The organism is Streptomyces microflavus (genome assembly GCF_014650075.1).
Lineage (GTDB): Bacteria > Actinomycetota > Actinomycetes > Streptomycetales > Streptomycetaceae > Streptomyces > Streptomyces microflavus.
The window spans coordinates 357,348-371,523 of record NZ_BMUG01000002.1; the positions used below are offsets into that span (position 1 = coordinate 357,348).

At 71.1% G+C, this 14,176-nt stretch carries 15 protein-coding genes; 13 read left to right on the plus strand and 2 right to left on the minus strand.

Annotated features, from left to right (window positions below):
- Positions 1-32 precede the first annotated feature (32 nt).
- Positions 33-638 carry a TlpA family protein disulfide reductase gene (locus IE264_RS06665; protein ID WP_032756042.1) on the minus strand — a complete coding sequence of 202 codons (606 nt, stop codon included), beginning with the start codon at positions 636-638 and terminating at the stop codon, positions 33-35.
- A gap of 400 nt (positions 639-1,038) precedes the next feature.
- Here IE264_RS06665 and IE264_RS06670 point away from each other — a divergent pair, with 400 nt between their 5' ends.
- The 12 genes from IE264_RS06670 to IE264_RS06725 all read left to right on the plus strand — a co-directional run bounded on the left by IE264_RS06670 (position 1,039) and on the right by IE264_RS06725 (position 11,715).
- Positions 1,039-2,304 carry an ATP-binding protein gene (locus tag IE264_RS06670; protein WP_032756039.1) on the plus strand — a complete coding sequence of 422 codons (1,266 nt, stop codon included), beginning with the start codon at positions 1,039-1,041 and terminating at the stop codon, positions 2,302-2,304.
- A complete protein-coding gene (locus IE264_RS06675; RefSeq protein ID WP_015609654.1) occupies positions 2,301-2,705 on the plus strand; it encodes a roadblock/LC7 domain-containing protein in 405 nt (134 codons plus the stop codon). Before IE264_RS06670 ends, IE264_RS06675 begins: the two co-directional genes overlap by 4 nt.
- Complete coding sequence (locus tag IE264_RS06680) at positions 2,702-3,076, plus strand: DUF742 domain-containing protein (RefSeq protein WP_015609655.1); 375 nt, start codon at positions 2,702-2,704, stop codon at positions 3,074-3,076. The genes IE264_RS06675 and IE264_RS06680 overlap by 4 nt, the downstream gene beginning before the upstream one ends.
- Positions 3,051-3,641 (plus strand): GTP-binding protein, encoded by a 591-nt coding sequence (locus IE264_RS06685; RefSeq protein ID WP_015609656.1) that lies wholly within the window; start codon positions 3,051-3,053, stop codon positions 3,639-3,641. The genes IE264_RS06680 and IE264_RS06685 overlap by 26 nt, the downstream gene beginning before the upstream one ends.
- Positions 3,642-3,767: 126 nt before the next feature.
- Positions 3,768-5,177 carry a cytochrome P450 family protein gene (locus IE264_RS06690; protein WP_078657421.1) on the plus strand — a complete coding sequence of 470 codons (1,410 nt, stop codon included), beginning with the start codon at positions 3,768-3,770 and terminating at the stop codon, positions 5,175-5,177.
- Between the two features lie 373 nt (positions 5,178-5,550).
- Positions 5,551-6,537 carry a TerC family protein gene (locus IE264_RS06695; protein WP_015609658.1) on the plus strand — a complete coding sequence of 329 codons (987 nt, stop codon included), beginning with the start codon at positions 5,551-5,553 and terminating at the stop codon, positions 6,535-6,537.
- Positions 6,538-6,610: 73 nt separating this feature from the next.
- Positions 6,611-6,820, plus strand: a complete 210-nt coding sequence (locus tag IE264_RS06700; protein WP_015609659.1) for a hypothetical protein — start codon at positions 6,611-6,613, stop codon at positions 6,818-6,820.
- An 83-nt stretch (positions 6,821-6,903) separates the two neighbouring features.
- Complete coding sequence (locus IE264_RS06705) at positions 6,904-7,701, plus strand: VOC family protein (protein WP_032756035.1); 798 nt, start codon at positions 6,904-6,906, stop codon at positions 7,699-7,701.
- A 177-nt stretch (positions 7,702-7,878) separates the two neighbouring features.
- Positions 7,879-8,274, plus strand: coding sequence for a TOBE domain-containing protein (locus IE264_RS06710; RefSeq protein WP_031122401.1), 396 nt, complete (start codon positions 7,879-7,881; stop codon positions 8,272-8,274).
- Between the two features lie 131 nt (positions 8,275-8,405).
- Positions 8,406-9,224 (plus strand): molybdate ABC transporter substrate-binding protein, encoded by an 819-nt coding sequence (gene modA / locus IE264_RS06715; protein ID WP_032756031.1) that lies wholly within the window; start codon positions 8,406-8,408, stop codon positions 9,222-9,224.
- 82 nt (positions 9,225-9,306) lie between these two features.
- Positions 9,307-11,250 carry an ABC transporter permease gene (locus IE264_RS06720; protein WP_015609662.1) on the plus strand — a complete coding sequence of 648 codons (1,944 nt, stop codon included), beginning with the start codon at positions 9,307-9,309 and terminating at the stop codon, positions 11,248-11,250.
- A gap of 99 nt (positions 11,251-11,349) precedes the next feature.
- Entirely contained in the window at positions 11,350-11,715 is a 366-nt protein-coding gene (locus IE264_RS06725; protein ID WP_015609663.1) for a PH domain-containing protein, read from the plus strand.
- Positions 11,716-11,730: 15 nt separating this feature from the next.
- Here the strand turns inward: IE264_RS06725 and IE264_RS06730 are convergent, their stop codons facing one another.
- Positions 11,731-12,501, minus strand: a complete 771-nt coding sequence (locus IE264_RS06730) for a peptidoglycan recognition protein family protein (protein WP_032756028.1) — start codon at positions 12,499-12,501, stop codon at positions 11,731-11,733.
- 171 nt (positions 12,502-12,672) lie between these two features.
- Here IE264_RS06730 and IE264_RS06735 point away from each other — a divergent pair, with 171 nt between their 5' ends.
- Positions 12,673-14,175: an APC family permease gene (locus IE264_RS06735; RefSeq protein WP_032756025.1), complete on the plus strand. Its 1,503-nt coding sequence runs from the start codon at positions 12,673-12,675 to the stop codon at positions 14,173-14,175.
- The last annotated feature ends 1 nt before the right edge of the window (position 14,176 follow it).

The following is a 14,176-nucleotide window of genomic DNA, read 5'->3' on the forward strand; positions in this document are numbered from 1 at the left end:
GCCTGCACCGCCCCCACTCGGCTGACCGCCCATCAGCCCAGCGCCTCCACCGCCTGGCCCGCCCCGGCCTTCTCCTTCAGCAGGGCCCCCAGAATCGCGTCCAGGTCCTCCTCCGACACCCCGCCCGAGACCGCCCCGGCGAGCTTGCCCGCGCGATCGACGAAGACGGTGAAGGGGAGCCCCTGGGTGTTGACCAGGCCCTTGGGCAGCTTGAAGAACTGCTTGCCGGAGGGGTCGTGCAGGCTGGGGTAGCCGAGGGCGTAGTCGCCCTCGAAGGCGCGGGCGGCGCCCAGTTCCGTGTCGTTGTTGATGCCCATCACCCGCACGCCCCGGTCGCCCAGCTTGCGTTGTATGCGATTGAGGGCGGGGGCCTCCGCCCGGCACGGGCCGCACCAGGAGGCCCAGGCGTTGACGACGACGACCTCACCCCGGTGGCCGGCGAGGCTGAGGGGCTTGCCCGCCAGGGAGGTGCCGGAGAAGGCGGGGGCGTCGGGGCGGTCGGCGGGCCGGATGCTCCTGAAGAGGGGCTGCTCCGGCAAGGACTGGTGCGTACGCAACGGCTCTTCGGGGGCGGCGCAGCCGGCTAGAGCGGTGGCGACCGCCGCTGTCAGGATCGCCGCTCGGGAGGGCCTCTTCATGGGCGCCCAGTATGGCAACGCCACCGGCGGCGGGACCGGCCGGGGCGCAGCCCCCACCAGCGACCGAACACCCCGCCCCACCCCCGCCCCGAACACCCCAACCGGCAAAGGGAGTCGGACCGGAGCCCCCTCCTCCACGTCTCCGCAATGTGAACGTTCTGCGTCGAGTGGCAACTGGCGTGGTGAGCTTGACATTTCACTGTGCGGCCGATGATAAGATCATCTTACTTCCAGTGGGCTGATGGCGTATGGGGGCATTCCGGGAGGAATGAATTCCTCGGCCCCACCTTCGGAGGGGCACCTCCCGAAGCGGCGCACGGTCGTGGCGAACGAGCCCTGGCTGCGTGCCGCCTGACGGGGTGTCAAGCCGTTTCCAGCCATGGCACTTGAAGTGAGTCTCATGACATTTCCACAGGGCCCCGTCATCTGGGCGCTGGTTGTCGTAGCACTGGTCGCTGTGGGTGCCGTTCTGCGGGCTCGCGCGACCAACATCAAACTGCGCAGACGCAACACCGAGCTGAACGGGGAGCGTGACACGCTCCTGCGTCAGCGGGACGAGCTCCTCGTCGTCCACAACGGGCTCCTCCAACGGCAGGCCTCCGAGCTCGCCGAGGTCCGCAAGGACGCCGAGGAGGAGACCAAAGCCGTCCTCAAGGCCGCCGTCCGCACCCTCCAGGGCCTCGCCGACGAGCAGCAGGTCGTGATCGAGAAGGCCCAGCGCAAGTACGGCGACGACCCCGGGATCCTCGCCGACCTGATGGCCATGGACCACGCCAACAGCCAGTTCGGGCGGCGCGCCCAGGGCATCGCGGTGCTCTGCGGCGGCTGGCTCGGCCGGCGCGAGACCGTGGCATCCGTCTTCGACGTGGCCCGCAGCGCCCAGGGCCGTATCCGCCACTTCGACCGGGTCCGGGTCAACGGCCAGGTGAACTTCTCGGTCGTCAGCCGGGCCGTCGAACCGGTCGCGGTGGTCCTCGCCGAGCTGCTCGCCAACGCCACCAACTACTCCGCCCCCGGCACCCCGGTGGAGATCAACATCCAGGCCGTGCCCACGGGCGTCTGCCTCATCGTCGACGACGCGGGACTGGGCATGGGACAGGAGGAGAAGGACCGCGCGGCGGCCCTCCTCTCGCCCCAGGCGGCGATCAGCGTCTCCAGCCTGGGCATCCCGCCGCAGTTCGGGTTCGCCGTCTCCGGGATGCTCGCCGCCCGCTACGGGTTCCGGGTCTCGGTGGACTCCGTTTCCCCCTATGGAGGCGTACGCGCGGTGGTACTGATCCCCGACGAACTGCTCACCACGGAGGTGCCGCAGCCCGCCGCACCGGCCGAGGCGCCGGAGACGTACGACGCCTACGGCACCCAGCAGGAGCCGGAGGCCGCGCAGCCCGACCGGTGGCAGCAGGCGCCCGCACCGGCGCCCACCCCGCTCTTCCCGCCGGCGGACCGGCGTCCGGACACCGCCACGCAGCAGCTCGCCCAGATCACCACCACCTCCGGCGGGCTGCCGAAGCGTCGTCGCAAGAGCCCGGTCTCCGCCGTGCCCCCGGCCGCGCCGCAGCCGGTCCGCAGCAACGAGGAGACCGCCTCCCGCCTGGGCGCGTTCCAGCGCGGCACCCGCTCCGGGCGGGACACGACGACGACCACGGAAGGATCCGAGATCCAGTGAACCCCGATCTGACCTGGGTACTCAACGATGTGCTCCAGGTACCCGGAGCCCGGCACGCGATCCTCGTATCCGCCGACGGACTGCTGCTCGCCAACTCCAGTGAGATCGGCCGGGACGACGCGGAGACCGTCGCCGCGGCCATGAGCTCCATGCAGTCCCTCAGCCGGGCCGTCGCCCCCTTCATCGGCACCCGCAACCCGGGCCGCTGGCGGCAGACGCTCCTGGAGTACGAGGACGGCTGGATCTTCCTCATCGCCGCGGGCACCGGCGCCTACCTCGCCGCCACCGCCGCCGCGGACGTGGACATGGAGGCGATGTCCTTCCGTATGCAGCAGCAGGTCACCGCGCTGGGGAAGGCGATGACCACGCCGCCCCGCGAGAACGCGGGCAGCGAGATATGACGGCGCCGGGCGAGGAGTCCAGCGTCAGCAGCGGGTTCGTCCGGTCCTATGTCATCACCGGGGGACGGGGGCTGCCCGACGCGGAGGACCTCTCCCTCGTCACGCTGGTCACCCTCGCCCCCGACCGGCAGCCGCCGCCCAGCCCCAGCCCCGAGGTCAAGGCGATCTGGGAGCTGTGTTCCGGCGGCTATCTGTCGGTGGCCGAGGTCGCCGGCCACCTGGGGCTGCCGGTCGGGGTGGCCCGGCTGCTGCTCCAGGACTTAAACCAGCAGGGACATCTGCTGCGCCGCAAGGCGCCGCCGCCCGCCCAGCTCGTCGACAGAAAGATCCTCGAAGAGGTGTTGCATGGACTCCAAGTCCGGTTCGGCTGAGAGCATCTATGTGCCGGACGCGGTCCAGCGCGCGGCGAAGATCCTCGTCGTCGGGCACTTCGCCGTGGGCAAGACGACCCTGATCGGCACGCTCTCCGAGATCACCCCGCTGCGGACCGAGGAGCGGATGACCCAGGCCGCCGCCCAGGTCGACGATCTGCGCGGGGCGCCCGACAAGAAGACGACCACGGTCGCCCTGGACTTCGGGCGCCTCACCCTCAGCGACGAGCTGGTGCTGTACCTGTTCGGTACGCCGGGGCAGCAGCGGTTCGTGGAGCTGTGGGAGGACATGGCGCGCGGTTCGCTCGGCGCGCTGCTCCTGGTCGACCCGGCGCGGCTGGCCGACACCTTCCCGGTGATCGATCTGGTCGAGACGTACGGGCTGGAGTACGCGGTCGCCGTCAACAGCTTCGACCCGTACTCCCAGCACGCCGAGGACGAACTGCGCGAGGCGCTCGACCTGCTGCCGTCCACGCCGATCGTCTACTGCGACGCCCGGGACCAGAAGTCCTCCGCGCAGGCCCTGATCACGCTCGTACGTCACCTCCTGACGCACGCGGCCTGAGTACGGCCCGGCCCGCGCAGCCGGACGCACCCCCCACGTATCCCGCATCCGAATCCGGGGCCGACCGGGCCCCGCGACCCCACCGACCGCGATCCCACCGACCGCGACCACACCGAGGAAGCCGCCATGGACCCGTCGCCGGGAGCCACCCCGTACAGCGCCCCCGCCGGGTGCCCCATGCACCAGAAGCAGACCTCGCTGTACGGACCGGAGTTCGCCGCCGATCCGCACCGCGTGTACGACGCGTTCCGGGCGCACGGGCCCGCCGCGCCGATCGAGCTGGCGCCCGGGGTGGACGCCACGCTGATCGTGCAGCACGAGGCGGCGCTGCGGGTGCTCCAGAACCCGGCGCTGTTCGCCCGGGACTCGCGGCGCTGGGCGGCGCTGCGCGAGGGCGCCGTACCGATGGACAGCCCGGTGCTGCCGATGATGGCGTACCGGCCCAACTGCCTGTTCACCGACGGCGCGGAGCACCTGCGGCTGCGCAAGGCGGTCACCGAGTCGCTGGCGCGGCTCAACAGCAGCCGGCTCAGCCGGGACGTCGAGCGGATCGCCGACTACCTGATCGACCAGTTCATCGAGCGCGGCACCGCCGACCTGCTCAACGAGTACGCCAAGCTCCTGCCGCTGCTGCTGTTCAACCAGCTCTTCGGCTGCCCCGGCGACATCGGCGACCGGCTGACCCGCTCGATGTCGGCCATCTTCGACGGCGAGGACGTGCTGCGCGCCAACGCGGAGCTGACGGAGTGCCTGATGGAGCTGGTCGCGCTCAAGCGCCGCCAGCCCGGTGAGGACATCACCTCCTGGCTGATCCAGCACCCGGCGGGGCTGCGGGACGAGGAGCTGAAGGACCAGCTGGTGATGCTGATGGGCGCCGGCGTGGAGCCGGAGCGCAACCTCATCGCCAACGCGCTGCTGCTGATGCTCGCCGGGGACCAGCCGGGCGCGCCGGAGCGGCGCGGCTCGGGGATGCTCGTCGAGGACGCGCTGGACGACGTCCTGTGGAACAACCCGCCGATCGCCAACTACGCGACGCACTACCCGGTGCGGGACGTCGAGCTGGACGGGGTGACGCTGAAGGCGGAGACCCCGGTACTGATCAGCTTCGCTGCCGCGAACACCGACCCGTCCCTCACCGACGCCCGCCAGACCCTGAGCAAGGGGGCCCACCTCGCCTGGGGCGCGGGGCCGCACGTCTGCCCGGCCAAGTCGCCGGCGACGCTCATCGCGCTGACCGCGATCGAGAAGATCCTCAACACCGTGCCCGACCTCTCGCTGGCCGTTCCGGCCTCCGGCATCGGCTGGCGTCCGGGCCCCTTCCACCGGGCCATGATCGCGCTGCCCGTACGGTTCACCCCGACCGCCGCCCGCCGTACCACGACCGGGGCCCAGCCGCCGGCGCAGACCTCGGCGCAGCTGCCCGACCCGTACCGGAACGTGGCACCCCAGCCGGGCGCGGCACCTCGTCACGCTGCGGAGCCGGCCAAGAAGCCCAAGGGCTGGTGGAGTTCGTTCCTGGACGTCTTCCGCGTCTGATTCACACCCTTGCGTGCATGATTCATTCGTCCGACAATTCGCATACGAGAACGAGCGTGCGACCGGGCCGTCACTGTCGTCCGGGTGCAGGGCAAGGCGATCGGGGCGGCGATCGGGCCGCCGACGGTCCGGGGCGGAATTGGACCAGCCCGTGGACGCCCGGACGAGGCCCGTCCCGCGCCGCCCCGAGGCCGCCCCGCAGGTGACGAAAGCCCTGCTCAACTCCTGTGCGACCGCAACCCGGATGGCGGATCCGCCGTACCTGGACGCGGAGCCGATGGCCGCGGTCGCGGCAACCGGTCGGCGCACACCCCCTCGCACTCCTGCGCCCGACACGTCACACTCGTAACAATCAACTGGGGAGGTCTCGGGCGTGGATGTACCGGTATGGCTCTGGGTGGCGTTCGCCGTAACGGTGGTCGTCTCCCTCACAGTCGACTTGCTTGCCCACCGAAACGCGCATGTCATCGGCTTCAAGGAAGCTGCCTGGTGGAGCGTGCTGTGGGTGAGCCTCGCGCTCATCTTCGGCGGTGTGGTCTTCTTCGTCCTGGGGACGACCGCGGGGACGGAATACACGACGGCCTGGCTCCTGGAGAAGAGCCTCTCGGTCGACAACCTCTTCGTCTTCGCGCTGATCTTCGCCTATTTCAAGGTGCCCCGGGAATATCAGCACCGGGTGCTGTTCTTCGGCGTCATCGGCGCTCTGGTGTTCCGCGCGATCTTCCTGACGGCCGGCGTCGCGGTGGTGAACCGCTTCACCTTCGTGCTGTTCCTCTTCGCCGCGATCCTTTTCTGGAGCGCGTACAAAATCCTCAAGGACGACGAGGACAACTTCGACCCGGGCAAGAGTTTCGCGGTGCGCATGCTGCGGAAGATCATGCCGGTCCGGGACGAGTACGCGGGGACGCACTTCATCATCAAGGAGGAGGGGAAGCGGGTCGCCACACCGCTGCTCGCGGTGGTCGCCGCGATCGAGGCGGCCGACCTGCTCTTCGCCGTCGACAGCGTGCCCGCCGTGCTGGCGGTCAGCGACGACGCCTTCATCGTCTACACCAGCAACGCGTTCGCCATTCTGGGGCTCCGGGCCCTGTACTTCCTGCTGGCGGGGCTGCTGGACCGTTTCCACTACCTGAGCACGGGCCTCGCGGTCATTCTGGCCTTCATCGCGGTCAAGCTCGTTCTTCAGGCATCGCACAAGATGATCAGCACCTCCATTCCGGAGATTCCCTCGCCGGTCAGCCTGGCGGTGATCGTGGTCATCCTGACGGCTTCGGTCGTGCTCAGTATCAGAAGGCCAGCGCCGGACAAGGACGCCGGGAACGGTGCGGAGGAGCCATCTGAAGATAAGCCCGCGGAGTAACCGAGCGGGTAATGGCCGGGCAAAGCGAAGGGAAAAAGTTTCCCTGTCGCGATGCCCGGCCTATCGTTGGTAAATGGCCAGTAAAAAGCGTGAGACCCAGCAGCGGGCCGCTTTCATGTGCCCGACCTGCAAGCATCCCGTCCCCTCCGAGATCCAGCGCCGCAAGACCCTCGGCATCTTCGTCCCGGTCTGGCGCCCCGGCCCCTGCGAGAACCCCGACTGCGCGGATCACGCCGCCGAGGAGCGGCACTCCCGGCGCGCGGACCGCCGTACGGCTGACTAGCGTGGCTGGCAGGGGGTGCGGTGCCGCCGGGGTGAAGACCGGGCCCGGGCGGCGAGGACCAGGACCGGAAGAGGGTCTCTGCCATGGCTGTACAACCCGAAGGCACCCCGTGCTGGGCGGACGCCACGTTCGCCGACCTGGAGGGCGCCAAGAGCTTCTACGGTGATGTGCTCGGCTGGACGTTCGGCGAGAGTTCACCGGAGTACGGCGGCTACACGACGGCGTACGCGAACGGAAAGCGAGCGGCTGCCGTGTGCCCGCCGATGCCGGGCACGGACGCCCCGTCCGCGTGGTGCCTGTATCTGGCCTCGCCGGACGCTGCCGCCACCGGCGAGAAGGTCCGCGCGGGCGGCGGCGAGGTGCTGATGGAGCCGATGCAGGTCGGCGAGTTCGGCACGATGCTGCTGGCCCGCGACCCCGGCGGCGCGGTCTTCGGGGTGTGGCAGGCCGACACCCACGACGGGTTCGAGACGGAGATGGGCGTGCCCGGCGGCTACTGCTGGGGCGAGGTCTTCACCCGGGACCCGAAGGCCGCGGACACGTTCTTCCCCGCCGTCTTCCCGTACACGGTACGGAAGTTCGACGACGAGTCGATGGACTTCGGGATGTACGACGTCCAGGGGGAGACGGTGCTCGGCCGGATGGCGATGGGCGACGACTTCCCGCCCGAGGTGCCCGCGTACCTGAACGTGTACTTCGCCGTACCGGACTGCGACGCGGCGGTGGCGAAGGCGACCGAGCGGGGCGGGGTGCTGCGGTTCGGCCCGATGGACAGCCCCTTCGGCCGGTTCGCGGCGCTCTCCGACCCGCAGGGCGCGTCGTTCACCGTGATCGACGTGTCGAAGACGGAGGGCGAGATGCCGGCGACGAGCCCGGCCTGAGCGACGAGCCCTGTGCGCCGGGCCGAGCGAGCCCGGCGCACAGGGCTGACCGGGGAGCCCCGCACCCCGGCCTGACCGGAGAGCCCCTCCGTACGATTCTCCGAGAACCTCGCATCTGCGATGGGCAATCGTCCGGAGAATGGTAAATGCGAGCTGAATTGGCCTAGCGTGTTGCGCATGCAGTCCTACACAATCGGTCAGGCAGCACGGCTCCTCGGGGTCAGCCCCGACACCGCCCGACGCTGGGCGGACGCCGGCCGGGTCGCGACCCATCGCGACGAGGCCGGCCGCCGGCTGATCGACGGCCGTGCGCTGGCCGCCTTCTCGATCGAGGTCGGCCAGGGCGCCGCGGGCGAGGAGGAGACCCCCTACACCTCGGCGCGCAACGCCTTCCCGGGCATCGTCACCGCGGTGAAGCTCGGCGATGTCGCCGCCCAGGTGGAGATCCAGGCGGGCCCGCACCGGCTCGTCTCGCTCCTGACCCGGGAGGCCGTCGAGGAGCTGGGCCTTGAGGTCGGCATGCAGGCGACCGCCCGCGTGAAGTCGACCAGCGTGCACATCGACCGCACCTGAACCCGGCCGGAACCACCCACGGCCGGGGGCCGAGTGCTGCCCGCACCACCCTTCTCCGCGCCCCGCGCGAACTCGTCCCCGCCCGGACGGCACCCCGCCGACCGGGCTCGCAGCCAAGGAGTCCCGCCCTCATGTCTCTCCTGATCACCCGCCGGCGTGCCGCTGCCGCCGTCCTGACGACCGCCCTCCTCGTCCCGCTCGCCGCCTGCGGCAACGACGACTCCGGCGCGGACAAGGACAGCGCCGCCGGCGCCAAGCCGTCGAACTCCGCGTCGGGCGCCCCGAAGGCGGACCTGACCGTGCTGGCCGCCGCCTCGCTGACCGACGTCTTCAAGGAGGCGGGAGCGGCGTACGAGAAGGAGAACCCGGGCACGAAGGTCACGTTCTCCTTCGCGGGCTCCCAGGAGCTGGCCGCCCAGGTCAAGCAGGGCGCCCCCGCCGACGCCCTGGTCACCGCCGACACCAAGACGATGGACGGCCTCACCGGCGAGACCGGCACCCCGACGGTCATCGCCAAGAACCGTCTCGTCATCGCCGTCGGCGAGGGCAACCCGGAGAAGGTCGAGAACCTCAAGGACCTCTCCGACACCGAGCTGAAGGTCGTCCTGGCCGCCCCCGAGGTGCCGGTGGGCCGCTACAGCAAGCAGATCCTCGACGCGCAGAAGATCGAGGTGAAGCCGGTCTCCCAGGAGCCCAACGTCCGCGCGGTCCTCAGCAAGGTCGAGCTCGGCGAGGCGGACGCGGGGCTCGTCTACAAGACGGACGCCGAGACGGCCACCGACAAGGTCGACGCGATCGACATCCCGGACGCGGAGAACGCCGTCGCCTCCTACCCGGCCGCCAGCCTGAAGGCGTCCAAGCACAGTGAGGCCGCCGCCGCGTTCGTGGCCTGGCTCTCCACGCCCGCCGCGCAGAAGATCCTCCAGGGCGCAGGCTTCCAGCAGCCGTAACCGCACCGCTCCCGGCAGGTCCGTCCCGTCCGACGGGCCTGCCGGGTCCCGCACCTCCCGCCAGCCGCCCGACGAGGTCACCATGAAACGTCCAGCACTCCGCCGTACGCCCGGGGCCCGCGCCCCGCTCCTGCTGACGGTGCCCGCGCTGCTGGCCGTGGCGTTCCTGATGCTGCCGCTCGTCGGCATCCTGGCCCGTACCTCCTGGGGCGAGCTCGGTACGCACCTCACCGCCGAGCCCACCACGCAGGCGCTCCGGCTCTCCCTCCTCGTCTCCCTCTGGGCACTCGGCCTCTCCCTGCTGTTCGGGGTGCCGCTGGCCTGGCTGCTGGCCCGGGTGCCCTTCCCCGGCAAGGCGTTCGTCCGCTCGCTGGTGCTGCTGCCGATGGTGCTGCCGCCCACGGTCGGCGGGGTCGCGCTGCTGCTGGCCTTCGGGCGGCGCGGGCTGCTCGGCCCGTGGCTGGAGGACACCTTCGGGATCACGCTCCCCTTCCACACCTCGGGGGCGGTGCTGGCGGCCACGTTCGTCGCGATGCCGTTCCTGGTGATCTCGCTGGAGGGCGCGCTCGGCGGACTGCGGCCCCGGTACGAGGAGACCGCCGCATCCCTCGGAGCCTCTCCGGTACGGGTGTTCCTCACCGTGACCCTGCCGATGGTCGCCCCCGGGCTGATCGCCGGAGCAGCCCTCACCTGGGCGCGGGCGCTCGGTGAGTTCGGCGCCACCATCACCTTCGCCGGGAACCTCCCCGGCACCACGCAGACCCTGCCGCTCCAGGTCTATCTGCTGCTCCAGGAGTCGCCGGAGGCCGCCACCTCGGTGTCGCTGCTGCTCCTGGCGATCGCCATGATCGTGCTCATCGCGCTGCGCGGCCGCTGGACCGGCACCCCCGGCGACCACCGCGACCGGTCCGCCCCGCGTCCCGAGGAGCCGACGGGACCGGACGTCCTGCCCGAGCCACCCGCGTACGTACGGGAGAAGGCCCCCCAGGAGCGCTGGCCCCTGCACGCCGACGTCACCGGCTTCACCCGCCTCGCCCTGGCCGCCGACCCCGGCACCACCATCGCGGTCGTCGGCCCCAACGGCGCGGGCAAGACCACCCTCCTGCGCGCCCTCCTCGGCCTCACCCCGCGCGCCCACGCCCGACTGCGCCTGGGCGACACCGATGTGACGGCTCTCCCCCCGCACCGCCGGGGCGTCGCCTGGGTCCCCCAGGACGGGGCGCTCTTCCCGCACCTGAGCGCCCTGTCCAACACGGCGTACGGGCTCCGCACCCATGGCGTCCCCCGCGCGGAGGCCCGGCGCGAGGCGCAGTCCTGGCTGGACCGGCTCGGCGTCGGCCACCTGGCCCACCGCAAGCCCGGCCAGCTCTCCGGCGGCCAGGCCCAACGTGTCGCCCTGGCCCGCGCGCTGGCGGCCCGCCCGCGCCTCCTGCTGCTGGACGAACCGCTCGCCGCCCTCGACCAGACGACCCGGGCCCACGTCCGGCACACCCTCCGCCGCCACCTCGCGGAGTTCGGCGGGGTCTGCCTGATCGTCACGCACGACCCAGTCGAGGCGGTCTCCCTGGCCGACCGGGTCCTCGTCCTGGACGACGGCCGGGTCCTCCAGGACGAGCCGCCCTCCGAGGTGACCCGCCACCCCCGCTCCCCCTGGGTGGCCCGGATGCTCGGCCGCAACGCCTGGCCCGGCACCGCCACCGCCGACGGCCTGGAGCTGGCGGGCGGCGGCCACCTCGTGGTCGCCGAGCCCCTCGCGCCGGGCACGGAGGCCCTCGCGGTCATCGCCCCCGAAGCCGTCTCCGTACACCGCGAGAAGCCCACCGGATCCCCCCGCAACGTCTGGCCCGGCACGGTCCGCGAGATCACCTCGGGCGGCAGCCGGCTGCGGCTGCTGATCACCTCCGACCGGGCCCCGGACCTGGTCGCGGAGATCACCCCGCAGGCGGCGGCCGAGCTGCGCATCGCGGACGGCACGCAGGTCTGGACAGGCGTGAAGGCGACCGAGGTGACGGTGGTCCCGCTCTGACCCGCTCCGTCCCCCGAAAGCATGGCGCGGGCCCCAGCGGGAACCAGACAACTGCCGTACGCGTACTCATGTACGACAGATCCGAGAGACGGGGCATCCATGGCACTGTTCGGCAACGCGCACACGATCAACCCGGCCACCGCCCAGCAGGACTACGACCGGCTCCTCGGCCAGGGCGAGCAGGTGCACGCCGCGTTCCTGCTGATCCGCGACACGATCCTGTTCACGGACCGCCGGCTGATCCTCGTCGACAAGCAGGGCATCACCGGCAAGAAGACCGAGTACCACTCCGTGCCGTACCGCAGCATCACGCACTTCGCGGTGGAGACGGCCGGGACGTTCGACCTGGACGCCGAGCTGAAGATCTGGATCTCCGGCAGCCCCACCCCGCTCCAGAAGACGTTCACGAAGGGCGTCGACATCTACGAGGTGCAGGCGATACTCACGCAGTTCGTGGCGCGGTAGCCCGGCGACGGTGGTTCAGAAGTACGGGCGCAGCCGCGAGTTCGCCGCGTGCCCCGGGGCGGAGGCGCGCAGCCGGGCCACGCGCTCCCGCAGCTCGGGCAGCAGCCCGTACAGCACATCACCCGGGCAGCGGGTCTCATAGCTGTCGCGGTGGCCCGAGATGACGTTCAGCCGGGCCACCTGGCCCTCGTCGAAACGGCTCTCCGCGTTCGACGAGACCAGCTCGACCGTGGCGAGCGGGTCGACGCCCGGCCGCAGCTTCCAGGCGGTCAGCTCCACCAGCGCGTCCATCATCGGCTTCGGCACCTCGGTCCCCTCGCCGAAGGTGCCGATCGCCGCGATGCCGACCGTGTCCGCGTTGAACCCCTTGGTGTGGGCGCCGAGCACCGACCGTCCGATGCCGCCCGCCCGGCCCTCGTAGATGGTGCCGCAGCGGTCGACGAGGAAGTTGTAGCCGATGTCGTCCCAGCCGTCCTTCTCCACATGGTCGGCCTGGACCGCCCGGATCAGCTCGGGGGCGTCCGCGCAGTCGTAGTCGTTGGGGTTGCCGGTGTGGTGGATGAAGACCGCCTTCGCCGCACCCGTGTACTGCGGGCGCTCCCGGACCAGGCCCTCGTCGGCCCGCCACTCCTGGCGGCCCACGACGGCGGGCTGCGGCAGTCCGCGCGGCGGCCTCGGCCCGGTGGCCAGTTCACGCCGCTGCCCGTCGCGCGCCGGGCCGTCCTGGAACACCAGGAGGACCAGGAGCAGCGACAGGGTGCCCAGGACGATTCGGCGGGACCACATGGAGTCCACCCTGCGCCCCGACCTCGTCCTTCGCAGGGGAGCGGGCCGTTCGGGTGACCCCGGCCCGGTGAGGGCATTTCATCCGGAATGCGCACCGGGACGGGTGTTCTTACGATGAGATCCGGATCATCCGCCGCGCCCTGCGGGGGAGCCCGCCCGGATCGAGGAACCATGGCCCACGACCGTGTGCAGGACGAACCGGCGGTCGGCCTCAAGCCGAACGCCATCGGGTTCGTCGACGCCCTCGTCATCGGCCTCAACGCGACCTCCCCTGCCTACTCGCTGGCCGCCGTGATCGGCCCGATCGTCGCCCTGGTGGGGATCTACGCCCCGGGCGTCATGTTCGCCTCCTTCGTCCCGATGCTGCTGATCGCCTCGGCGTTCTACTACCTCAACAAGGTCGACCAGGACTGCGGTACGACGTTCTCCTGGGTGACCCGGGCGATGGGCCCGTGGGCGGGGTGGCTGGGCGGCTGGGCAATCACCATGACCGGCGTCCTGGTGGTCGGTTCGCTGGCCGATGTGGCGGTGAGCTTCACCCTGCTGGCGGTGGGTCTGGACGGCTGGGTCGAGAACGACTTCGTACGCCAGCTGCTCACCGTCCTCCTGATCATCGTGATGACCGCGCTCTGCGTGATCGGCACCGAGCTGTCCGCCAAGGTGCAGAACGTGCTGATCCTCCTCCAGATCGCGTTCCTGCTGGTCTTCGTCGTGGTGGCGCTCTACCGGGTGTACGCGGGCACGACCGGCTTCGACTCGATCGAACCCTCCTTCAGCTGGCTGGACCCGTTCGGCGCGGGCGGGGCGGCGCTGACCGGCGGGCTGCTGCTGGGGGTGTTCATCTACTGGGGCTGGGAGTCGGCGGTCAACCTCACCGAGGAGACCGAGGACTCGGCGAGCGCCCCGGGCCGGGCCGGCCTGTGGTCCACGGTGGTGCTCCTGGTGACCTACCTGTCGGTCGCCATCGCGGTCGTCGCCTTCGCGGGGACGGCGTTCCTCGCCGAGAACGCGGGCGAGGAGGAGTTCATCTTCGCCCAGCTCGCCGGGGACGTGCTGGGCGGCTGGGACTGGATCCTGCTGCTCGCCGTCGCCACCTCCGCGATCGCCTCCACCCAGACCACGATCATCCCGGCGTCCCGGACCGCCCTGTCGATGGCCCGCCGCCAGGCGCTGCCCCAGCACTTCGGGCACATCAGCCCCCGGTTCCGCACCCCCGACGTCAGCACCTGGTGGGTCGCCGGTATCGCCATCGCCTGGTACCTGATCGTCAACCAGATCTCCACCAACGCCCTCTTCGACTCGCTCACCGCGCTCTCCCTGCTGATCGCCTTCTACTACGCGCTCACCGGGGTGGCCTGCGCGGTCTACTACCGGCGCCACCTGACCGAGAGCGTGCGCAACTTCCTCCTCATCGGCCTCGGCCCGGTGGTCGGCGCCGGGCTGCTGGCCTGGCTGCTGGTGCGGTCGGTCATCGACATGTCCGACCCGGCCAACTCCTACAGCGGCACCTCGTGGTTCGGGCTCGGCCCACCGCTCGTCATCGGCATCGTGATCTCCCTGGTCGGCGTGGTCCTGATGGTGGTGTGGCGGCTGCGCGACGCGGTGTTCTGGCAGGAGCGGCCCTCGGTCGCCGACCCGGAGCTGGTGCACGCCCCCGCCCGGAAGGAGCGCTGAG